This window comes from Hymenobacter sp. AT01-02, from assembly GCF_000961955.2.
Taxonomy (GTDB): Bacteria; Bacteroidota; Bacteroidia; order Cytophagales; family Hymenobacteraceae; genus Hymenobacter; species Hymenobacter mucosus.
The window spans coordinates 1-19,516 of the sequence record NZ_JZIR02000049.1; the positions used below are offsets into that span (position 1 = coordinate 1).

19 protein-coding genes and 1 pseudogene are annotated in these 19,516 nt (G+C 57.3%); 9 read left to right on the top strand and 11 right to left on the bottom strand.

All coding sequences use genetic code 11. The features are described 5' to 3' along the window. Nucleotides 1-664: amidase family protein (locus VI25_RS15145; RefSeq protein ID WP_262489967.1), on the bottom strand; the 664-nt coding region annotated here is incomplete at its 3' end. A 259-nt stretch (nucleotides 665-923) separates the two neighbouring features. Here VI25_RS15145 and VI25_RS15150 point away from each other — a divergent pair. Continuing rightward, nucleotides 924-1,382 (top strand): hypothetical protein, encoded by a 459-nt coding sequence (locus VI25_RS15150; protein WP_045688265.1) that lies wholly within the window; start codon nucleotides 924-926, stop codon nucleotides 1,380-1,382. Nucleotides 1,383-1,411: 29 nt separating this feature from the next. Beyond that, the gene (locus VI25_RS15155) at nucleotides 1,412-1,876 is read left to right on the top strand and encodes a hypothetical protein (RefSeq protein ID WP_045688264.1); all 465 of its coding nucleotides are present in this window, start codon (nucleotides 1,412-1,414) and stop codon (nucleotides 1,874-1,876) included. Between the two features lie 106 nt (nucleotides 1,877-1,982). Here VI25_RS15155 and VI25_RS15160 read toward each other — a convergent pair whose 3' ends face one another. After that, nucleotides 1,983-4,139: a DUF748 domain-containing protein gene (locus VI25_RS15160; RefSeq protein WP_055562630.1), complete on the bottom strand. Its 2,157-nt coding sequence runs from the start codon at nucleotides 4,137-4,139 to the stop codon at nucleotides 1,983-1,985. A 118-nt stretch (nucleotides 4,140-4,257) separates the two neighbouring features. Between VI25_RS15160 and VI25_RS15165 the strand changes: the two genes are divergently transcribed. The 3 genes from VI25_RS15165 (at nucleotide 4,258) to VI25_RS15175 (ending at nucleotide 6,045) form a co-directional block, all read left to right on the top strand. After that, nucleotides 4,258-4,815, top strand: a complete 558-nt coding sequence (locus tag VI25_RS15165) for a DUF1572 family protein (protein WP_045688261.1) — start codon at nucleotides 4,258-4,260, stop codon at nucleotides 4,813-4,815. Nucleotides 4,816-4,836: 21 nt separating this feature from the next. Continuing rightward, nucleotides 4,837-5,451 (top strand): 2'-5' RNA ligase family protein, encoded by a 615-nt coding sequence (locus VI25_RS15170; protein ID WP_052695160.1) that lies wholly within the window; start codon nucleotides 4,837-4,839, stop codon nucleotides 5,449-5,451. Nucleotides 5,452-5,577: 126 nt separating this feature from the next. After that, nucleotides 5,578-6,045 (top strand): hypothetical protein, encoded by a 468-nt coding sequence (locus tag VI25_RS15175; protein WP_045688260.1) that lies wholly within the window; start codon nucleotides 5,578-5,580, stop codon nucleotides 6,043-6,045. A gap of 93 nt (nucleotides 6,046-6,138) precedes the next feature. Here the strand turns inward: VI25_RS15175 and VI25_RS15180 are convergent, their stop codons facing one another. The 3 genes from VI25_RS15180 to VI25_RS15190 all read right to left on the bottom strand — a co-directional run bounded on the left by VI25_RS15180 (nucleotide 6,139) and on the right by VI25_RS15190 (nucleotide 8,235). Then, on the bottom strand, nucleotides 6,139-6,900 hold the full coding sequence (locus VI25_RS15180; protein ID WP_045688259.1) for an SDR family oxidoreductase: 762 nt from the start codon (nucleotides 6,898-6,900) through the stop codon (nucleotides 6,139-6,141). A 72-nt stretch (nucleotides 6,901-6,972) separates the two neighbouring features. Next, nucleotides 6,973-7,392 carry a helix-turn-helix transcriptional regulator gene (locus VI25_RS15185; RefSeq protein WP_045688258.1) on the bottom strand — a complete coding sequence of 140 codons (420 nt, stop codon included), beginning with the start codon at nucleotides 7,390-7,392 and terminating at the stop codon, nucleotides 6,973-6,975. A 90-nt stretch (nucleotides 7,393-7,482) separates the two neighbouring features. Beyond that, nucleotides 7,483-8,235 carry an OBAP family protein gene (locus VI25_RS15190; protein ID WP_236705072.1) on the bottom strand — a complete coding sequence of 251 codons (753 nt, stop codon included), beginning with the start codon at nucleotides 8,233-8,235 and terminating at the stop codon, nucleotides 7,483-7,485. A gap of 200 nt (nucleotides 8,236-8,435) precedes the next feature. Here VI25_RS15190 and VI25_RS15195 point away from each other — a divergent pair, with 200 nt between their 5' ends. The 3 genes from VI25_RS15195 (at nucleotide 8,436) to VI25_RS15205 (ending at nucleotide 11,545) form a co-directional block, all read left to right on the top strand. Continuing rightward, a complete protein-coding gene (locus VI25_RS15195; RefSeq protein WP_045688256.1) occupies nucleotides 8,436-9,335 on the top strand; it encodes a helix-turn-helix domain-containing protein in 900 nt (299 codons plus the stop codon). 88 nt (nucleotides 9,336-9,423) lie between these two features. Beyond that, complete coding sequence (locus VI25_RS15200; protein ID WP_045688255.1) at nucleotides 9,424-10,272, top strand: SDR family NAD(P)-dependent oxidoreductase; 849 nt, start codon at nucleotides 9,424-9,426, stop codon at nucleotides 10,270-10,272. A gap of 220 nt (nucleotides 10,273-10,492) precedes the next feature. Further along, nucleotides 10,493-11,545: an N-acetylmuramoyl-L-alanine amidase gene (locus VI25_RS15205; protein ID WP_236705073.1), complete on the top strand. Its 1,053-nt coding sequence runs from the start codon at nucleotides 10,493-10,495 to the stop codon at nucleotides 11,543-11,545. A 51-nt stretch (nucleotides 11,546-11,596) separates the two neighbouring features. Here the strand turns inward: VI25_RS15205 and VI25_RS15210 are convergent, their stop codons facing one another. Further along, nucleotides 11,597-11,926, bottom strand: coding sequence for a hypothetical protein (locus tag VI25_RS15210; protein ID WP_045688253.1), 330 nt, complete (start codon nucleotides 11,924-11,926; stop codon nucleotides 11,597-11,599). 119 nt (nucleotides 11,927-12,045) lie between these two features. Between VI25_RS15210 and VI25_RS15215 the strand changes: the two genes are divergently transcribed. Then, nucleotides 12,046-12,729 (top strand): hypothetical protein, encoded by a 684-nt coding sequence (locus tag VI25_RS15215; protein ID WP_045688252.1) that lies wholly within the window; start codon nucleotides 12,046-12,048, stop codon nucleotides 12,727-12,729. A 94-nt stretch (nucleotides 12,730-12,823) separates the two neighbouring features. On the opposite strand, the gene VI25_RS15220 is transcribed toward VI25_RS15215, so the two are convergent. From VI25_RS15220 to VI25_RS15240, 5 genes and pseudogenes are all read right to left on the bottom strand, one after another. Then, nucleotides 12,824-13,795, bottom strand: a complete 972-nt coding sequence (locus VI25_RS15220) for a deoxyhypusine synthase family protein (RefSeq protein ID WP_045688251.1) — start codon at nucleotides 13,793-13,795, stop codon at nucleotides 12,824-12,826. A 211-nt stretch (nucleotides 13,796-14,006) separates the two neighbouring features. Then, the gene (locus VI25_RS15225; RefSeq protein WP_045688250.1) at nucleotides 14,007-14,423 is read right to left on the bottom strand and encodes an STM3941 family protein; all 417 of its coding nucleotides are present in this window, start codon (nucleotides 14,421-14,423) and stop codon (nucleotides 14,007-14,009) included. 16 nt (nucleotides 14,424-14,439) lie between these two features. Beyond that, complete coding sequence (gene hslV / locus VI25_RS15230; RefSeq protein ID WP_045688249.1) at nucleotides 14,440-14,976, bottom strand: ATP-dependent protease subunit HslV; 537 nt, start codon at nucleotides 14,974-14,976, stop codon at nucleotides 14,440-14,442. Between the two features lie 203 nt (nucleotides 14,977-15,179). Further along, a complete protein-coding gene (locus VI25_RS15235) occupies nucleotides 15,180-17,750 on the bottom strand; it encodes a TonB-dependent receptor (protein ID WP_045688275.1) in 2,571 nt (856 codons plus the stop codon). 303 nt (nucleotides 17,751-18,053) lie between these two features. Next, nucleotides 18,054-19,493 (bottom strand): annotated as a pseudogene (locus VI25_RS15240) (pyruvate dehydrogenase complex dihydrolipoamide acetyltransferase); the annotation flags it as partial. Between the last annotated feature and the right edge of the window lie 23 nt (nucleotides 19,494-19,516).

The window sequence follows — 19,516 nt, forward strand, 5'->3', positions numbered from 1 at the left end:
GGCGCATACGGTTGGCCGAGGCCGCCGCACCCGAGCCGGCGCTAGAGCCGCTGGGCGTTCGGTCGAGGATGTAGGGGTTTTTGGTTTGGCCGCCGCGGCTGCTCCACCCGCTGGTGCTGCGCGTGGAACGGAAGTTTGCCCATTCGCTCAGGTTGGTTTTGCCCAGCACAATAGCCCCAGCCTCGCGCAGCTTTTTAATAATAAACGCATCCTGCTGGGCTTTGTGGCCCGCCAGCGCCAAAGAGCCGGCAGTAGTTTGCTGTTGGTCGGCCGTGTCAATGTTGTCTTTGATGAGCACCGGAATACCGTGCAAAGGTCCCCGGAGCTTGCCGTTTTTACGCTCTTGGTCCAGCTGATCGGCCAGCTTCAGGGCGTCGGGGTTGGTTTCAATAACGGAGTTCAGCTTGGGGCCTGCTTTATCGAGCTGCTCGATGCGCTGCAAGTACAGCTCCGTGATGCGGCGCGCTGTGAGCTGCCCACTTTTCATCTTCTCCTGCAAGTCGGTAGCGGTGGCTTCGTGCAGTTCAAAGCTGGTGTCAGCGCCATCTGCGGCGGCTTCCTCAGGTTGGTTATTGTTGGGGGTAGTAGAGCAGGCGCCTAGAGAAACGGTAGACAGGGCCAGGCCGGCTAACGAGCCGTTACGCAGGAAAATTCGACGATTCATGCAGCAGTTCAGATTTAGGCCCTCAAGATAAAAGCCAATGGACGGCCAGCAGCTATTCTTTCGGGTAAAAGAATTCTGCTACCTGTGCCGCGGCCGCCAACGGCAGAAAATGCCCGTCATTTTACACTTACCCGGGTGCTAGTCTGAGCGTATGTAGCTGAACACTACATCTTCACTCCACTGCACTCCTCATGTCTATTCTATCCGCTTGGCCCCGCGCTACTTCGCAGCTTACTTCGGGTGCCTCCTGCTTCTCGTCTTGCTAGCTGCCCCCGGCTGCTCCGACGATGACGACGACCCGGTTACGGATGCTGAGGGGCCCGACTTGGTGAGCTTCACGCAGCCCAACCTGTATCCTGAGGGGGTACAATACGACGCTAAAAACAAGTACTTCCTGGTCGGCTCGCAAACGGCCGGGGCCGTGGGCATGGTGCACGAAGATGGTCACTACATGCAGTTTGCCGACAATGCTGCCCTAGTTTCCAGCATTGGAATGAACTTGGATGAAGGCCGCAACCGCCTGCTGGTAGCCGTGTCAGACCCAGGCTATAATGCCCAACGCACCGCAGCTGCCACGCAGCGCAAGCTCGCGCGCTTGGTCATCATCAACCGCGACAATGGGCAAGTGATAAGCACCGTAGACTTGGGCAGCTTAAAGCCCGGCCAAAACCACTTCGCCAACGACATTGCCGTGGATGCCCAGGCAACGCCTATATAACAGACAGCTTTTCGCCGGTCATCTACAAAGTGGATGTGCAGGGTGTGGCTAGCATCTTCCTGGAAAATGCACAGCTAGCGGCTCCTGCGGGTTCTTTTGGGCTCAACGGCATTGTCTACCATCCCGATGGATACTTGCTGGTAGCTAAATCCGACGAGGGCGCCATCTTCAAGATTCCCCTGACTAACCCGGCTGAGCTTACCAAGGTCACGATCAGCCAAGATTTGAAGGGCATTGACGGTATGCTACTCCTTGACAACACTACCCTGCACGTGGTAACCAACGCCCAAGCCAAAGTGTACCGGCTAACTACCGCCACTGCCTGGACTGCGGCCACGGCTACGGGCACCTTCACCACGCCGCCTCAATACCCCACTACCCTGGCCCGCCGATCTGCCTCCGAAACCTATGTACTGTACTCTAACCTGAATGCGCTACAAGCCAAGCAAAACCCGCCGGTATCCCAGTTCAGCATCGCAAAAGTGAAGTTCTAGGCCTTTTGGCGGCAATCCATATAAGCCCCTACTGCTCGTGCAACACCAAAGGTGCTAGGCGAGTAGTAGGGGCTTTAGATTGGAACTGTAGTGCCGGAGCAGCGGCTTATTCGCCTTCACTCAAGTTACGGGCTATCTTCTTGGGAATACCTACGCTGTTGAGTGCGCCGCTTACCAGGCCCTGCCGCCACAGCGTAAACACTGAGTAGCGAAGCTCCCGGCGCGACAAAATCTGGCCTTCTTTGAGCGGCTTACCAGGTTTGCGCGGGTTGTTGTCGCGGACGGCAATGCCGTTGATCAGCGACGTTTCTACGCGCTTCAGCAAACCGGACTTGTTATTTTTGTTGAGCAATTGCAACTTCAAATCCGTGTACTCGCCCCACATGGTACCCACGGCTTGCTGCTGATCTAGGCGCATCTGAAACCGGATGCGCTGCACGGTGCCGCTACGGAAAGCCACGCCACGCGTGGGAATGGTCATGGGGTTCAGAATACCCAGCGAGGCCGTAGTAAACACCCCGCTTAAGGTGTGCCTGCCGGTGGGGTCGAGTAAGTTGGCCCGCAAGCTCAGGCGGGCAGCACATTGGTTTTGCAGCCGGCCACTCGCCTCGCCCGTGAGCGGATGGGCAGCACTCATGCGGCGCGGGTCGTTGCTGAAGTTGCGGAGCGTAACGGCCAGTTGGTTAATGGACAAGGTGCCGGGCTGAGGGTCACGCGGGGAGCGGTACACCATGTTCACCCTACCCCGCTGAATGCGTACCCGGTCAATGGAAATCTGGAAGGGTAACGCGGCTAAGGCCTCCGGCGTCGCCACCGACTGCTTGGGGTTCTGCGCAAAACGACCATCGCCGGTGGTGTGCACCAAGCCGTTACGCAGGGTCAGTTGGCGGGCAATAAGCTGATGGTCGCGCAAGGCCTTGTGGTAGTTGAGCCCCGCTACGGCTAGCTCCGACAGCCGCACCACGATACGCGATACAGCATGTTTTTTCCGGCGGGACATTTTTACTACGTCCATGGTGGGCGTAAGGCCCAGGTTGGTCAGGTGGAGTTGCTGGGTGCGTGTATCGGCCCGCAGTGCTTGCCAGGCCAGTGTATAGTAGGGTGCATCAAGCGTAGCGCGCATGCGGCCGGTCTGCACCGCCCAGGCACGGGCATAATACAGTGTACTATGGTTACGCGGCAGCACCTGCACATCGGTTGCTTGCAGGCGCACATTGCGCAGAGTGGGCGCTTGGTCTAGCCCGTCAAGGCGCATGGTTTCGTTGCGGAAAAGCATGTGCCCCAGGCGGAATTCTGTGAAATATGCGGCTAGTAGCTCGTGCAGGGGCGGCGGCGGTGTGGCGGGCAGGGTCAGGGCCAAGTGCGTCAGTGTGAGGCGGAGCGAATCGGCCCGAAACCGCCGCCGCGCCAGCCCTGCCACATCCAGCCCCGTCAGGGCCAGGTGTGGCACCACCGTTTGCACGCGGATAGCGGCCGTACGCTGGGCGCTGATCGGCGTGAGCGGATGTACCACCGCCGAATCCAGCGTGAGCTTTCCCGTTTCCGAGGACACTTGCCCCCGCACAAGGCGTAGCGTATGGCCGGGCACTTGCACTACCAAGCCTCGCACTTGCCCGGCCACTGCGGCCGCGTAGCCTAGGCGGCCGGAGTCGGAAGCACCGGCAGCGTTTAGCAGCACGTCACGCAGCACCACAGTGCTTTGGCCTACCTGCACCGTGGGGTGCAGTAGCTGTCCATAGCGTACCTGCGTATGACGCACAGCTAAGCTCCCCAGACGAATGCCCGCCACCGGCAGCCGGACATGTAGCGGTTGGGAAGAAGCTGTTTTGGGGAGGGCTGCCAGATGGAGGTTCAGAGAATCGAGCCCGATACTATCTATGGGCACTAGGTTACGGCGGAGCAGTGCTACCAGCCCCACCCCTACTACATCCAGCCGGCCCAGGCGCAGCTGCAAACGGGGCAAGGAAGCCGTGTCGGGCGAAGTGTCGGCAGCGGTGCGCAGGTGGATGTTGCGCAAGTGTACTGTTCCTTGCCAGAGCTTGGTGTCCAGACTGCCAATGCGTAAGAGGTAGCGGCCCTGGCTTCGCCGGGCTACTTGCTGCTCGGCTTGCCGGCGCAGCCAGGGGTCAAGGAGCTGGCTGGCAGCTAGGAGTAGCCCACCTAATACCAGCCCAATACCTAGCAACCACCATAGCCAGCGGTGCTGGGTAGGGCGCTTGGGTGGGGGCGGCTGGTGTATAGGAAGCGCAACAGTTGGCAGCACGGCAACGAGAATAAGCCTATGTAAACGGGGGCGGCGGGGCGAAGTTGGTAGTGCATTGGGGCCGGAACCCCTATCTTCGCTAGTATCGTAGGGAAGTGTGCGCCTAACCATATCTGATATGCCTGATTCTACTGCGCTGGCTGAGGCCCTGCTGGCGTCTTTCCGCCACAGCTTCCGTACCTATAAGAACCTGTCTGATGGGGCCCTGGCCCAGCTCAGCCCCGAGGAGTGGCTGCACGTAGCGGCTCCTGGCAGCAACAGCCCCGCCGTCATCGTACAGCACGTAATTGGCAACCTCCGCTCCCGCTTCACCGATTTTCTAACCACTGATGGGGAGAAGCCTACCCGGCAGCGCGACCAAGAGTTTGTGCAACCTGACTCGCTAACAGCAGTGGCTACGTTGCAACAGCAGTGGAACCCCGCCTGGCAGATTCTGTTTGACTTGCTCGACACCCTTCAGCCCGCCGACTTGCTACGTACCGTGACCATTCGGGGCGAAGCGCACACGGTGCTGACCGCTTTGCAGCGGCAGGTGGCTCACTATGCCTCGCACGCCGGGCAACTGGTGCTGCTGGGCAAACAAATACGAGGGCTCAATTGGCAAAACTTGAGCGTACCCCGTAATCAAAGTGAATTGTTTACCGCCGCCGTGCAAGCGCGCGCCAACCACTCGTAAGTGTTACCAGTATCTGATTCCATGCTCGCCATTACTTCTCTTCTGAACAGCCAGAGCGCCGAGCGGATCAACCGCCTCATCAAGAACCTGGAAACCGAGTTTGGCCTCGACGACGTGCAGGCTACCCCCGATCCGCACATCACCTACCAGCTGGCGGGGGTGCGCAAGCTCTCGGCCCTAAAGCAAGTACTGCGTGATGTAGCCCGCACCACCCGGCCGTTTGTGGCCCACACTACTGGCCTGGGGGTATTTCCGGGTCCCAATCCCGTCATCTATATTCCGGTGTTGCGCTCCGACGACCTCAACCTACTGCACCACCGCATTTTGCAGGCTACGGCCCCGCTGTGTCTGCGCACCGACAAGTTCAGTGGCCCCGACTGCTGGCTGCCCCACATCTCGCTAGCCTTGCATGACACCACACCCGAGCTGCTGGGGCCGGTACTACAGTACCTCAACCAGCAAACCTTCAACCTGAAGCTCGTCATCAACAACATCGCCATTCTGCGCCAAGAAGGTGAGTTGTTTGTGCAGGAAAAGAGCTTCCCATTTGAGGCCCATAAGCACGACATCGTCCCTACCCTGTTTGAGGAGTCAACCACCCAAACTCAGGAAGATAACCAGGGCTTGTCTTGCTGACATGGGTAGGCGGCCTAGGCAGCCCCAACCGACCAACGGCATTGTTCGCGCATTTTTCGGCGACGTAGGGCAACAATTTCAGCCCCGCCCCCGACCTTTGCCGCTCTCAATCACCTTTTCTTTTGTATGACTTCATACTCCATAATTCTTGCGCTGCACTCCTGGACGCGCTGGCTCGTTCTCATTTTCGGGCTGATTGCCGTGTTCCGGGCTTTCGCCGGCCGCCAGGGCCGCCCCTGGACCGGCGCCGACAATGGCATGGGTGCCGCCTTTGTGGGCTCCATGCACTTGCAACTGCTACTAGGCCTTATTCTGTACTTCGCGTTGAGCAAGGTAGGCGTGAAGGCTTTTGATCAAGCGGGTGCGGCCGTGATGAAAAATGCAGGCAGCCGCTTCTTCGCCGTAGAGCACTTAGTAGGAATGATTCTGGCTGTAGTAGCTGCGCAAGTTGGTCGCACGCTGTCCAAGAAAGCCGTTGATCCTGTTGTGAAGCACAAAAAAGCCTTCACGTGGTTTCTGATTGCCCTGATACTGGTATTGCTGATGATTCCGTGGGGCATCTGGAACCCAGCCCGCCCCCTGTTTCGGTTCTAACCCGTACTGATGACTACACAAAAAAGCCTCCTGGAACTCACTCCAGGAGGCTTTTTTGTATTCTAGCCGGTAGAAGCCTACTGAGAGAGCAGGCTACACAAACATTCCGCCCGAAGCTTCTAGGCGCTGGGCATTCAGCCATTGGCCTTCCTCGGAGCAGAGAAAAGCCACCACACCGCCAATATCCTCAGGTTGTCCTACCCGGCCCAGGGCCGTTTGCGACGCTACGAACTGGTTTAGGTGGGCGTCATCGCGCACCCGCCCCCCGCCAAAGTCGGTAGCAATGGCGCCGGGTGCTACCACGTTGGCCGCAATACCGCGCGCCCCCAGCTCCTTGGCTTGGTAGCGGGTCAGTACTTCAATGGCTCCTTTCATAGTGGCGTAAGCTGAGGAGCCCGGCAGTGCAAAGCGAGCTAGGCCTGAGGAAACGTTGACAATGCGCCCACCGTCGGCGAGCAGCGGCAGGGCTTTTTGCGTTAAAAAGAAGGGGCCCTTCAAGTGAATGGCCACCATCTCGTCGAACTGGGCCTCAGTGGTGTCGGCGAAAGGAGCGTAGAGTGCTACCCCGGCATTGTTGATGAGGAAGTGAAACTGCTCGGCCTGGAAGGCGTCGTGCAGGGTAGTGCGTACCTGGGCAAAGAAGCCGTCGAAGCTGTTGCTGTTGGCTACATCCAGCTGCAATGCCGCCGCCCGCCGGCCCAGGCCCTGAATTTCGGCTACCGCGGCAGCGGCTTCATCCTTGTTGCTGTGGTAGGTAAGCAGAACGTCGGTGCCCTTACGGGCGAGGCTCAGGGACATATCTCGGCCCAGACCGCGGCTGCCGCCAGTTACCAGGGCTATCTTGTTTGTACTCATAACTTTCTTGGTTGAGGTGAACGGGGCAAAGGTGCCGCGCTGTGCTCCAGAAAGTATGGTGAGTAGTTCAGTTTAAATGGTGACAGTTTCCGAATGGGCGGCCCGCTGCTCGGCCCACACTTGCTCGCGGTACTGCTTGGGGGTGCACCCCGCAAAGCGTTTGAAGAACTTGGTGAAGTTGGACGGGTCGTAGGTCAGATTGGCGGCAATATCGGCCACGGAGCGCGCCGGGTTACGCAACAGTTCCCGCGCAACCTCCAGCAGCCGAGCCTCAAAATAATAGCAGGGCGGGTGGCCCGTTGTAAGCTTGATGGTATTGCTTAGGTGCGTGGGGTGAATGTGCAGCTGATCGGCCAGGTCACGGATTTCCAGCATTTCCGTTGCCCGTCCGGCTACCACATCCTCAATATGCTGGTCGACCGCGCGCAGAAAGTCAGCCGTTATTTCGTGCTGGCGGGCCAAGAGTTTCTTAGGAATTGGAGTTGTTGCCATACCGTGAAGAAGCAAAAAGCTTCGGAATTGTTGTAGTCCCCGGGCTTCTACTCTTGTCTCGGCTGCCGCGGCCAGTAGTGGGCCCGTGCTTTAGTGCTGGTGCCCACTGCCTGCCTTGTCGGAGACTACGAACTGCCGTACCTCACCCTTTTCCCAGGCATCGGCGCCGGACAATACGGGGGGTGCCTGAATATCGGCCCGCTGCTGGCGTTTCTTGGCGCTGGAAACGCCCAGGCGTCGGTCGCGCTGCCCTACCATAGCCGTGTCCGTCTGGCCATCTTTGGTAAAGCCCATCATCAACTGCGGGCTACCGTAAGGAAGCTCTTTGTCGCGGTCGGTGTGCCAGGTATGGAGGGTCTTGCCGTAGGTGCTCACTACCTGTTCCATCAGCTCATGCTCGGCCGCGTCGGGTAGGCCCGGCGCTACCAGCGTCCCCGATTTTACTTCGTAGGCGTGGCTGTGCCAGAGCTTTTTTTCCTCTGCAGGGAGCTTCTCAAACAGCCGCCGCGACACGATGTATTCAATACCCATAATCTTGGCGCCGGGGCCGTTGCCATCGTAAATCACGCACTGGGTCACGTCCTCATTTAGTTTCTGGCAGAAGTGGTGCGCCTCCATTTGGGCTTTCTGGTTGCCATTATAGAAGTGAAATCCATCGAGGTAGATGTCGAGCTGACGTAGTGGAGCTTTGCCCTGAAGGATATCGGCCCCGGCTTCCAGCACGGTTGTCTTGGCTGATTTCTCGGCGCCCGGCGCTTGCACGGGCGACTTAGTGTTTTGGTCGCCGCAGCTTGACACCAGCACCAGCAGCAGACCGCCGGCCAGAAAGGATTGCATCGTCATATCGGTAGTAAGTAGTATTCTAGGACGTACGCACTGGTGTAGGCCGTGTTATGGCCGCGCTTGGCTTAGGCGGCCAACAAGTGCCTGTTCATTGTGAAAGAGCAGGGTGCCACCAGAGAATAGTATACGCCACCTCACCTCTCCGCTACCCAGCCTGCCCTAGTACCATGCCCACCATTTGATTTGCGTAACTTTACTTCATGCACAAGTCTCATAGCCTCCACGACTTTTACCAGCAGAAAATCTATTGGCTGCCTGATACCCTACGGCAGGATATTGGCCACTTCAACGTGTTTCGGCTCGATGACTTTGTGGGACCCGGGGCTTGCCACCTACCCTACAGCCGCAAGGACTTCTACAAGATTACCCTTGTTACGGGCCGGAGCAACTACCACTACGCCGACAAAACCCTTGAAATCAGGGGCAACGCGCTGCTGTTTGCCAACCCTATGGTGCCCTACGACTGGGAACCGCTCGACGACGACCTAACGGGCTACTTCTGCATTTTCACGGAGGCCTTTCTGCAGCGGCATCTTGTTGGGGGCGTAGAGCTACCCATGTTTCAGCCCGGCGGGCAGCCCTTGTATACGCTCACTAATGAGCAGCTTCTTGCTACTCGCCAGCTATTTGAGAAGATGACGGCGGAAATAGATTCCGACTACGCGTTCAAGTACGACTTACTGCGCAACTACGTCTTCGAGCTAGTGCACAGCGCCATGAAACTACAGCCTGCTACCACACTCTACCGGGGCAGCAGCGCCGCTACCCGCATTGCTTCCCTGTTTGCCGAGCTGTTGGAGCGCCAGTTTCCCATCGAAACGCCAGGGCAGCAGGTGCGCCTGCGCAATGCCCACGCCTTTGCCGGGCAGCTAGCCGTTCACGTCAATCACCTCAACCGCGCTCTGAAGGAGGTAACTGGTAAAACCACTACCCAGCTCATTGCGGAGCGCCTTATACAGGAGGCCTATGCCTTACTCAAGCACACAGATTGGAACGTATCGGAAATCAGCTACTGCCTGGGATTCGAGGAGCCGGCGCACTTCAACAACTTTTTTCGAAAGCACGCCCGCACCACACCTACTGCGCTACGCGTTGTTTGATTTTCGCAAGCATCTGTTTGATTATAGTAAACCCCTGGGCCGGCCCTGAATCTAGCTTTGCCCTACCTTATACAAACAGATCAACCGTATGAAGACCAATAACATCTGGTTTGTGACCGGCGCCTCCAAGGGCCTCGGCCTGACCTTAGTACAGCAACTTCTAGCCCGCGGCTACGCCGTGGCGGCCACCTCCCGCAACCTCGAACAGCTCAAACAAGCCGTGCCACCTCATGCGGGCCGCTTCCTGCCCCTGCACATGGACCTTGGCAACGAGGAAAGCATACACCAAGCTATTGCCACCACCATCAGCACGCTAGGTGGCCTTGATGTGGTAGTAAACAATGCCGGCTACGGCCAAGTGGGTGCCCTAGAGGAGCTATCAGACCAGGAGGCGCGGGGCAACTTCGACGTGAATGTGTTCGGGTTGCTGAACGTGCTGCGCCACGCTACTCCGCACCTACGCAGGCAGGGGTCCGGCCGCGTGTTCAATATTTCCTCCGTCGGAGGCTTCACGGGTAGCTTTCCGGGCTTTGGCATCTACTGCGCCACGAAGTTTGCCATTGCAGGCCTCACGGAATCGTACGCGGCGGAGGTGCAGAGTTTTGGTGTGCAAGCCAGCGTGGTGTACCCTGGCTACTTCCGCACCAACTTCCTAACGTCCGATTCGCTCGGCACGCCTACCCACCCCATAGCGGCCTACCAATCGGTGCGGGAAACGCAGGAACAGCACGAGCAGCAGATCAACGGCAACCAGCCCGGCGACCCAGTCAAAGCAGCCGCCACCCTGATTCAAGTCAGCGAAACTACCACTCAGCCCGTGCATCTATTTTTGGGCGAAGATGCCTACCAACTTGCCGAGCAAAAAATGGCTGCGGTACAACAAGATATGCGTCAGTGGCAAGCAGTGGCTACTGCAACCGGATTTACGGTGTCCTAACCCCTGCCCTTTCACAGCGCCTAAAAAAGGCCCGCGGCGTAGCTGCGGGCCTTTTTTGTTCGTATTGTGAAGATTTACTGCCTTTTTTGTAGTAGCGTATCTCATTTAGCGGCTTCTTGGCTTCTCCAGCCCGAGGCAGTTTGGTTAAGGTATGCGTGGCCCCACCCTAGCTAGGCTGGGGCTAGCCTTTCTTTGATTTTCTCACCTCACGTTCCTGCTTTTGCGCTCAGTTGTCCTCATCGCTCTGCTCTTTCTGATTTCCACGGGAGCCTTTTGCCAGGCCAAATATCGGCGGGCAGTTGCCAAGCCAGGCGACGGAGTGAATACGCTGCTCTACCGCAACGGCTTGAATCCAAACCAGCACCTGCGGCAGTTTCAGCAGCTCAACAGGGCTAATCTTACCAAGCGCAACGGCCTCATTATCGGACGGACGTACTTGCTTCCCCACCGTTCGGCGCCGAAAGTTGCCGCCCGAAAACCGGCTGCCCGTAGCACGGCCTCGCGCGCCGCTACTTCGCACGGACTGAGTACTACCCCCATGCTGCCCTCCAAGCTCTTCGGACCCAAGTACAGCCCCGTACCTGTCCGCGACCGGGCCCTGCGCGGGGCAGTGTACTACCTCTCGCCCGGCCACGCCGGCCCCGACCCCGGCGCCATTGGCCAATATGGCAGCTACAAGCTGTCGGAAGACGAGTACGCCTACGATGTGACGATCCGGCTGGCTCGGGTGCTGATGGAGCACGGTGCTACCGTGTACATGATGGTGCAGGACCCCAACGACGGTATTCGCGACGAAAGCGTGCTGAAGATGGATTACGACGAGCTAACCTACCCGCAGCAGCGCATTCCGCTCAGTCAGCTCGGCCGCCTGCGCCAGCGCATTACGCAGGTAAACAAGCTCTATGCCCGCCACAAAGGTGCCTACCAGCGCTTACTGAGCCTGCACGTAGACAGCCGCAGCGCCGGTCAGAACATTGACGTGTTCTTTTACCACCACCAGAACAGCCAGGCCGGCTTGCGCCTGGCCAAGAACATCCATAAGGTGTTTACGGCCCGCTACAAGCGCGCCCAGCCTACCCGCCCCTATTCCGGCAATGTGTCGGTGCGCAGCAGCCTCTACGAGGTGCGCACCAGCCACGCCCCGGCCGTATTCATGGAGCTGGGCAACATCCGCAACAGCAAGGACCAGCGCCGCTTTGTGGTGGCCGATAACCGCCAGGCCCTTGCCAACTGGATCTATGAGGGCCTGCTGGCCGACTATACAGGTCGTTGAGTTGTGAGTTGCCGGTTGTCAGTTACCGGACACTGTTGCACTGGCAACTGACTACGGGTTCATGAGCAGGAAAAGCAGGTTGTGGTACAGAATGCCTTGCTCTCCGTCGTGGATGCCGTCGAGGCCGGCGTCTTCCATTAGCGCCTCAATTTCCTCGTAGTCCTGCAGAAAGTCAATTTCTATATCGTTGGAGTCCGGCACCTGGGTATGCGCCACGTAGCGGCGGCGCTTTTCCAGCGTGATAAACAGCTTTTGCGTTTTTGTTTGGGCAATGAGCAGCGCCGGATGCTCCTGAATGGTGCCGTCAGCCGCTTTCGTGTAAACGGTCGTTTTTTCGTCTGGGGCGGCGTGCTGCAGGAAGCTAGCGGGGTCTAGAGGCATGGTAGGGAGGCAAGGTGATGGTGCCGTAAAGATAGGCCCGTAGGTATACCTCTGATTTTGTCCTACTAAATCAGCGACCGGATGGCGTTACCTTATGCCAGTAAAACAACACCGCAAACGTGGCCGCATATATTCGTGGTTTCATGCTGTTCTCTTACCTAGCTTTCGCAATGCAGGCCACACAATCTGAGCGTTTTCCTGCTAAGCCGGAGCCCTTTGGATATAAGTTGACATGGCTAGCCGTCAGAGATGCCGACCCATTTGAGCTTTTGCACGCCGTAAATGTTGACCAAGGCACTGTTTTTTCGGCTAATTGGTATGGTGGCTTAGACAAAGTGTACCGATGGAACGCAACTTTCATCACGCCTCCTGTTGATGACTGGACTTTTGTCATCAACCCTATTTTGAGCGGGCTTTCAGATGAGAAGACTTTGACTTTCTTACAAAAGCTAAGCGCCCAGTTTGCTGAAGTACAGTTCTATGGTAACCATCGGGTGGCTAATTATGGTGCTTGGGGACGTTTCGTTAATGAAGAGGCCATCAGACTTTTCAGTACCGGTGAAGCCATTGAGCTAGACCAAGGGCAACGGACAGAAATTGAAGAACAAATCATTGCGAAGGGGAAGCAGTCATTTATAGAGGACAGTCCCGATGACTTGGAGCAACTTGCTGATTCGTTCTTTCTAGGTGATGAAGACGACGTAATGGAAATGGCTGGTTTGTGGAGTATAAATCCACAAACTCTGGACAATCAGCCGGAGACTTTCGCATTAGGGCTACTGATTGTTCCTAAGATTAGTTAGTAAGCTTGGTTACCAGGCAGACTTACCAGTCAAATTAAAAAAGCCCGCCGCTGAAATCAGCGGCGGGCTTTTTACTTATTGCTTCAGGCAGCAATTACTGGCCTAGCACCATGGCAAACACCAGCGGCGCAACGATGGTAGCGTCCGACTCGATGATGTACTTGGGCGTATCCTGGCCTAGCTTGCCCCAGGTAATTTTCTCGTTGGGCACGGCACCGGAGTACGAGCCATACGAGGTGGTTGAGTCCGAGATCTGGCAGAAGTAGCCCCACAGCGGCACCGAGGTGCGCTGCAAGTCCTGGTGCAGCATAGGCACCACGCAGATGGGGAAGTCGCCGGCAATGCCGCCACCAATCTGGAAGAAACCTACTTTGCTTTCCTCGGTAGCCTGGTTGGTGTACCAGTCAGCCAGGTAAATCATGTACTCGATGCCGGTACGCACGGTGTGTACGTTCTTGATGTCACCGCTGATAACGTGGCCCGCGAAGATGTTGCCCAGCGTAGAGTCTTCCCAACCGGGGCAGATGATCGGCAGGTTTTTCTCAGCGGCAGCCAGCATCCAAGAGTCCTTGGGGTCAATCTGGTAGTACTGCTCTAGCTCGCCCGACTTCAGGATCTGATAGAAGAACTCGTGAGGGAAATACCGCTCACCAGCTTTGTCGGCTTGCTCCCAGAACTTCAGTACCGAGTGCTCCAGGCGGCGCATAGCCTCCTCTTCCGGAATGCAGGTATCGGTTACGCGGTTCATATGGCGCTCCAGCAGGGCTTGCTCATCGGCAGCTGTCAGGTCGCGGTAGTGCGGTACCCGCTCGTAGAAGTCGTGGGCTACCAGGTTGAAGATATCCTCTTCCAGGTTGGCACCGGTGCAGCTGATGATTTGCACCTTGTCCTGACGGATGAGCTCGGCCAGCTGGATGCCCATTTCGGCGGTGCTCATGGCACCAGCCAGGGTAATCATCATCTTACCACCTTCAGCCAGGTGCTTGTTGTAGCCTTCGGCGGCATCAATCAGAGCAGCAGCGTTGAAGTGGCGGTAGTGGTGCTTGAGGAAGTTCGTTACGTTCATTGAGTCGTGTGTTCTGTACTTATGGGTGTGCGGTTTACAATCAAATATTAGCTCGGAATCGTTCAATAAGGTTGCCCTATATCGTAGATTCTGAATAGCGTGCTATTGTGGCTGGGTTGCTCACAAAAACAGGCCTAGGATGAAAGCTGAGCAGCAGCGCTTTGCTTCAGGATGTACTCCAGTAGCTGCTCTGGGTTCAAGTCAACGCCGCTCAGGTTAATGGACAACGGCGTAAACCCCAATGCCGCGTTGGCGCTAGCAGCTTGCGCTTCAAAGGTGGCAGACGGTTCAGGTAGGCCTGTTCATCTAGCACCTGTAGGCAGATGAAGTACTCGTGGTTGATAGACCGTACGTAGGCATCAGTGATGTCAGTCCACGGGATGAGGCCTACACCTAACGTGCGGTCCAGAATACCTTCGTCAGTAATTTGAAGGCGAGGCCGGGTATCAAAAAACTGCCAGGCCCCAACGGCAGCGCCGGTGCCAAAGAATAGAATGGTTACTAGCCCCTGGCCCCAGTAGCCCTTACTCACAATCATGAATACCCCCATGGCTACAAAAGCAAGCGCCCCTAGGGTGAGCAGCGCATGCCGCTTGCGCGAGTTGTAGTAGATCAGGTCTTCAGTCATGACGCGCGGGAGTGGCCTAGCTAGGCTGCTCAATCATCAGGTTGTGGTTGGTGTAGATGCAGATGTCGGCGGCAATGTGCAGGGCATCTTCTACCATTTGGCGGGCGGTAAGGTGGGGCGCGTGCTTCTTCAGGGCCAGCGCGGCAGCTTGGGCGTACATGGCGCCCGAGCCGATGGCGGCTACGTCAGAATCGGGCTCCAGCACGTCGCCGGTGCCGGCAATGATGAGTAGCTCGTCTTTGTCGGCCACCACCATCATGGCTTCCAGCTTGCGCAGGTATTGGTCTTTGCGCCATTCCTTAGCCAGTTCAATGGCCGCGCGGCGCAGCTGACCGTTGTAGCCGCTTAGCTTTTCTTCAAATTTGTCGAGCAACATGAATGCGTCGGCAGTGGAGCCAGCAAAGCCGGTCACTACTTTGCCGTCGTGTAGCTTACGAACCTTGCGCACGTTGCTTTTGGCTACGTGCTTATCCATGGTCGCTTGGCCGTCGGCGCCAAGAGCAATTTCACCGTTGTGGCGGATGCCTAGCACGGTAGTGGAGCGAATTCTCATTCGGGTACAACTGTTTCGTGAATCTATAGAGCCACAACATTTTGCGTCTCCCCCGCTCGTTGGCGTGCGTACGCCTGGGCACCTAAGAACCATCGTGCTAACGGAGCGCCCACGGGCGGGGCTCTCCCCCTCGGAGAAAAAGGAAATCAGCTGCCGGATAGACCACCGGCAGCTGATTTCCTTTTTCTAACACAAAATGATGCTTAGAAACGGGCCTGCAATTTAGCAAAGTAAAATCGGCCGTTCGAGCCCATTTGTACGGGGTCCCAAGCGCCGCCCGTTTCCGTAACCTGTGGGTTGAAGAAGGAGGGGTACTTGTTGAACAAGTTGGAACTGCCTACCGAAAGCTGCAAATGACTGGTGAGAGCATAGCTCAACGACAGATCAGTAGTAGTGCGGGAATCATATACCTGCTCCATGCCATCGTAGTCGATGAGTTTCACCTCCGCAAACCGCACGAACCGTAGCAAGGCTCCGAAGCGGCCCATCTGGTAGTCGAACGTGAGGTTGATTTTGGATGGTGGCGCCGAGGCCTTTACGAAGGCCTGCTCCCGGGGACCAAAAAAGTCATCTTCCCGCCCGGCCAGTCGGCCAGAAGTCTGCACCCGGTCGATACGCAGGCGGTTGAAGTTAGCGGCTAATGTGGAGTTCAAACGGCCGGTATTCAGCCCCAGCGTATGGCTCAGCACCACATCCAACCCCAACGACTTGGTAGAAGCCGCGTTGGCAAAGAACTGCGCCTGGCCCACATTCAGGGCCTGCAAATCGGCCCCAATGACGGGGTCGTCGGCCGAGAACTGACTGGTTAGCACTACCCGATCGTCAATTTTAATGTAGTATCCGTCCAGCGTCAAGCTCAGCGAGGAACCAATCCGGCTGGTCAACCCAATATTGGCGCTGTTTGACGTTTCCTGCTTGAGGCTTGGAATCCCCAGTTTCCGCGTAACGGCGCTGTTGTTGCGGGCCAGCAGCACTTCCACGGGTTGGCCCTGGATGAAGTTAGTGAATGTGGAGTTGAAGTTGACCTGCGCTAACGAAGGGGCTCGGAACCCAGTGCTATACGTACCGCGCAGGGTCAGGAACTCGGTTAGGTTGTAGCGGGTAGAAACTTTGTAATTGAGCGTGCTCCCAAAGTCGCTATAGTGCTCGTAGCGAAGTGCAGCAGCTACTAACCAGCGCTGGGTTACATTTAATTCGGCATCAACATACGCACCCAAATTATTGCGGTTGGCCTTGATAGCGTCGGTAGGTTGGTAGCCTGGGAAACCCTGAGAGCCGGCTGCTTCCCGAAGCGAATCGGGTGTTCCGGCGGGGTCATAGTTGCGGTAGGAAGCTTCTTCACCGGCAAATAGGGAATACCACTCCTGCCTGAACTCGGCTCCTACGGCTACGTTGAAGCCTTGTAGTACTGTTTTATAATTGCGCGTTGCACTCAGCCCTATCACATCTTGCTGCAATTGAAAGCCACCCGCTTTAAAGGAGGTAGGTGAGCTGGCACCCAAGGAAGCATTCAGGGTATTCTCCACGCCGTATTCAAAGCGGTTAGACCCAAAGTTGTTGCTCAGGTCTAGTTCCCAGGCGCCTAGCTTGGTCCGTAGCCCTACTACCGCAGAACCGTCCCAGATGTCACTGGTGATGATAGGGTCAAACCCGTTGGGGTAGATGGCCGGCACGTTGCGGTCATCATCGGCAAAGCGCGTCCAGGCGTAGGAGTCGCCTCGGCGCTTATTTAGCCCGCCAAAGGCGTACACCTGGGCATTTTGACTTACCGGGAAGCTGGCATTAAGGTAGGCCGCCGCGTTTTTCACTTGCGGGTCGCCGTATTCCCGGCGGGCTATTCCATCGGGAGAAGGTACGTTGGCACGTTGCGTGTGCTGGCGCTGATTGTAGTCGAGGGTGGCATTTACGAAGCCGCCTTGCTTGCCTACCCCGATGCCGTAGTTAACGTTGGCGTTGAAATTGCCGCCGTCAAATTTCTGGTCATCGAAGCGGTATTTTGCGTCGTAGGCCCCGTAGTTGGTGCTTACGGTCAACTCATCAACCGTCTTCTTGAGCACAATATTGATAACGCCCGCAATGGCGTCGGAACCGTACTGAGCCGCTGCACCATCGCGCAGAATCTCAATGCGCTCAATGCTGGCCGCCGGAATGACGTTCAGGTCGGTACCGGTGTTGCCGCGCCCCCGCGACCCAAATAAGTTCACCAGCGCCGACTGATGCTGGCGCTTTCCATTCACGAGCACTAGGGTTTGGTCGGGCCCGAGGCCGCGCAGGGAGGCGGGGTCCACGTGGTCGGCCCCATCGGAGCCGGTTTGGCGGTTGGAGTTGAACGATGGCGCCACGAATTGCAGCAGCTGGTTTACATCAAGCTGCCCGGTTTTGGCCGTAACCTCCCGAATGTCAATCACATCCACCGGCGAGGGAGAATCGGTGGTGGAGCGGTTCTGGCTGCGCGAGCCCACAATCTGTACCTCGCCCAAGCCCGTAGAAGCGTCGGCCAGCGTCACGCTTACTTCGCTTCCAGTTGCTGTTACCTCTTGGGTAGCGTAGCCGATGGAGCTGACCACCAAGCGGGCACTCGTCGTTCGGGTCCGTAGCGTAAAGCGGCCGTCGTTGCCGGTAGCAGTACCGTTGTTGGTGCCCTTCTCCACTACCGTAGCCCCAATAACTGGCTTGCCCGCACCATCCACAATCTTCCCCGTCAGTGCCTGTTCTTGTGCAAAGGCACTAACACTAGCTACACACAAGGTTATTGCCAGTATATTTTGCTTCATACTTCTTACTCGATTGAACGCTTTACAATCGGGTGCCGCCGGCGTAGCTCCCACCATCGGTAAGTATAGAGCATTTCAAATAGAATCTTGCTATCGGAACAGTAGGTTGCAGAATCTTCCTACCCTGGCCTGAGCAGAAAGGAGGCCTACCCACTCTGCTATTGCAGCCACTGGGTCGGGGGTTTCGTAAAGGCGCTGTGCTCCCGCGCTACCCTTGCTTTCCAGCGGATGCTACTAGGCTACAACAAAAAAGCCGGCCCAAATGGGCCGGCTTCTCCGGTACTAAATCTTTATGGGCGCTGCTCAGATGAGCATGCGCATGGGGTCTTCCAGCAGGCTTTTCAGCGTCTGGAGGAAGGCGGCACCAGAGGCACCATCCACCACGCGGTGGTCGCACGAGAGAGTGACTTTCATCACGTTGCCAATGGCCAGTTGACCGTCTTTCACTACAGCTGTCTGCTTAATACCACCTACTGCCAAGATGCAAGCATCTGGGGGGTTGATGATGGCCGTGAATTCTTCGATGCCGAACATCCCCAGGTTGGAGATAGTGAAGGTGCTACCTTCCCACTCACTTGGCTGGAGCTTCTTGCTCTTGGCTTTGCCGGCCAGCTCTTTTACCTCGTTAGCAATAGTCGAAAGACCTTTGCCATCGGCGTTGCGCACTACGGGCACTAGCAGTCCTTCGTCCACGGCCACGGCCACCCCAATGTTTACCACCTTGTTCTGACGAATTTTGTCGCCAAGCCAGGAAGAGTTGATGGTTGGGTGCTGCTTCAGGGCCACTGCCGATGCCTTGATGACCATGTCGTTGAACGACAGCTTCACCGGCGACAGCGCGTTGAGTTGCGTGCGCACTTCCATAGCGCGGTCCATCAGGATTTCCATCGTCAGATAGAAATGCGGGGCCGTGAACAGGCTCTCCGACAAACGACGCGCGATAACCTTGCGCATCTGCGATACGGGGGTATCTGTATAGGTACCTTCGGCGGCCACCGGAGCAGGCGCGGCAACTGGGGCCGGAGCCGGAGCCACAGCTTGCGGCTGCTCGGGCAGGGCAGCCTGAATGTATTCCGACTGGGTATTGGTAGCCTGGACAGACTGAGAAGCGGCGGGTTGGGCAGCAGGAGCGGCCGAAGGCTGGGCGCTTTCCAAGTCGCGGGAAACAATGCGGCCGTTTTCGCCGGAGCCTTTCACCGTGCTCAGGTCAATGCCTTTGTCTTTGGCAATGCTCTTAGCGAGTGGCGAGGCAAAGATGCGGCCACCGTTCTGAGCCGGGGCAGCTTCGGCCGGCGCGGGGGCTGAGGTAGTAGCAGCGGCGGGGGCAGCTTCAGCAGCGGCCGGAGCGGGAGTGGCACTGCCACCCGACTGGCCACCGAGCAGGGCCTGCACGTCGGCTCCTTCTTCACCAATGATGGCCAAAACACCGTCTACTGGAATAGCTTCTCCCTCTTTCGGGCCGACGTACAGCAGGGTGCCGTCCTCGTAGTTATCTAGCTCCATAGTCGCCTTATCGGTTTCCACTTCCGCCAGGATGTCGCCAGACTTTACTTTGTCGCCTACCTTCTTGAGCCAGGAGGCAATAGTGCCTTCCGTCATCGTATCGCTCATTTTGGGCATGCGGATGATAGTCGCCTTCTTGCCGTTGCCGGCGGGGGCAGCCGGTGCAGCGGCCGGAGCCTGAGCTGCTGGGGCGGGCGCGGGGGGCAGGTGTCGGGGAGCCGGAGCGGGGGCTGCTTCTTGGTCTTAGGAGTCTTCCGGGCTGG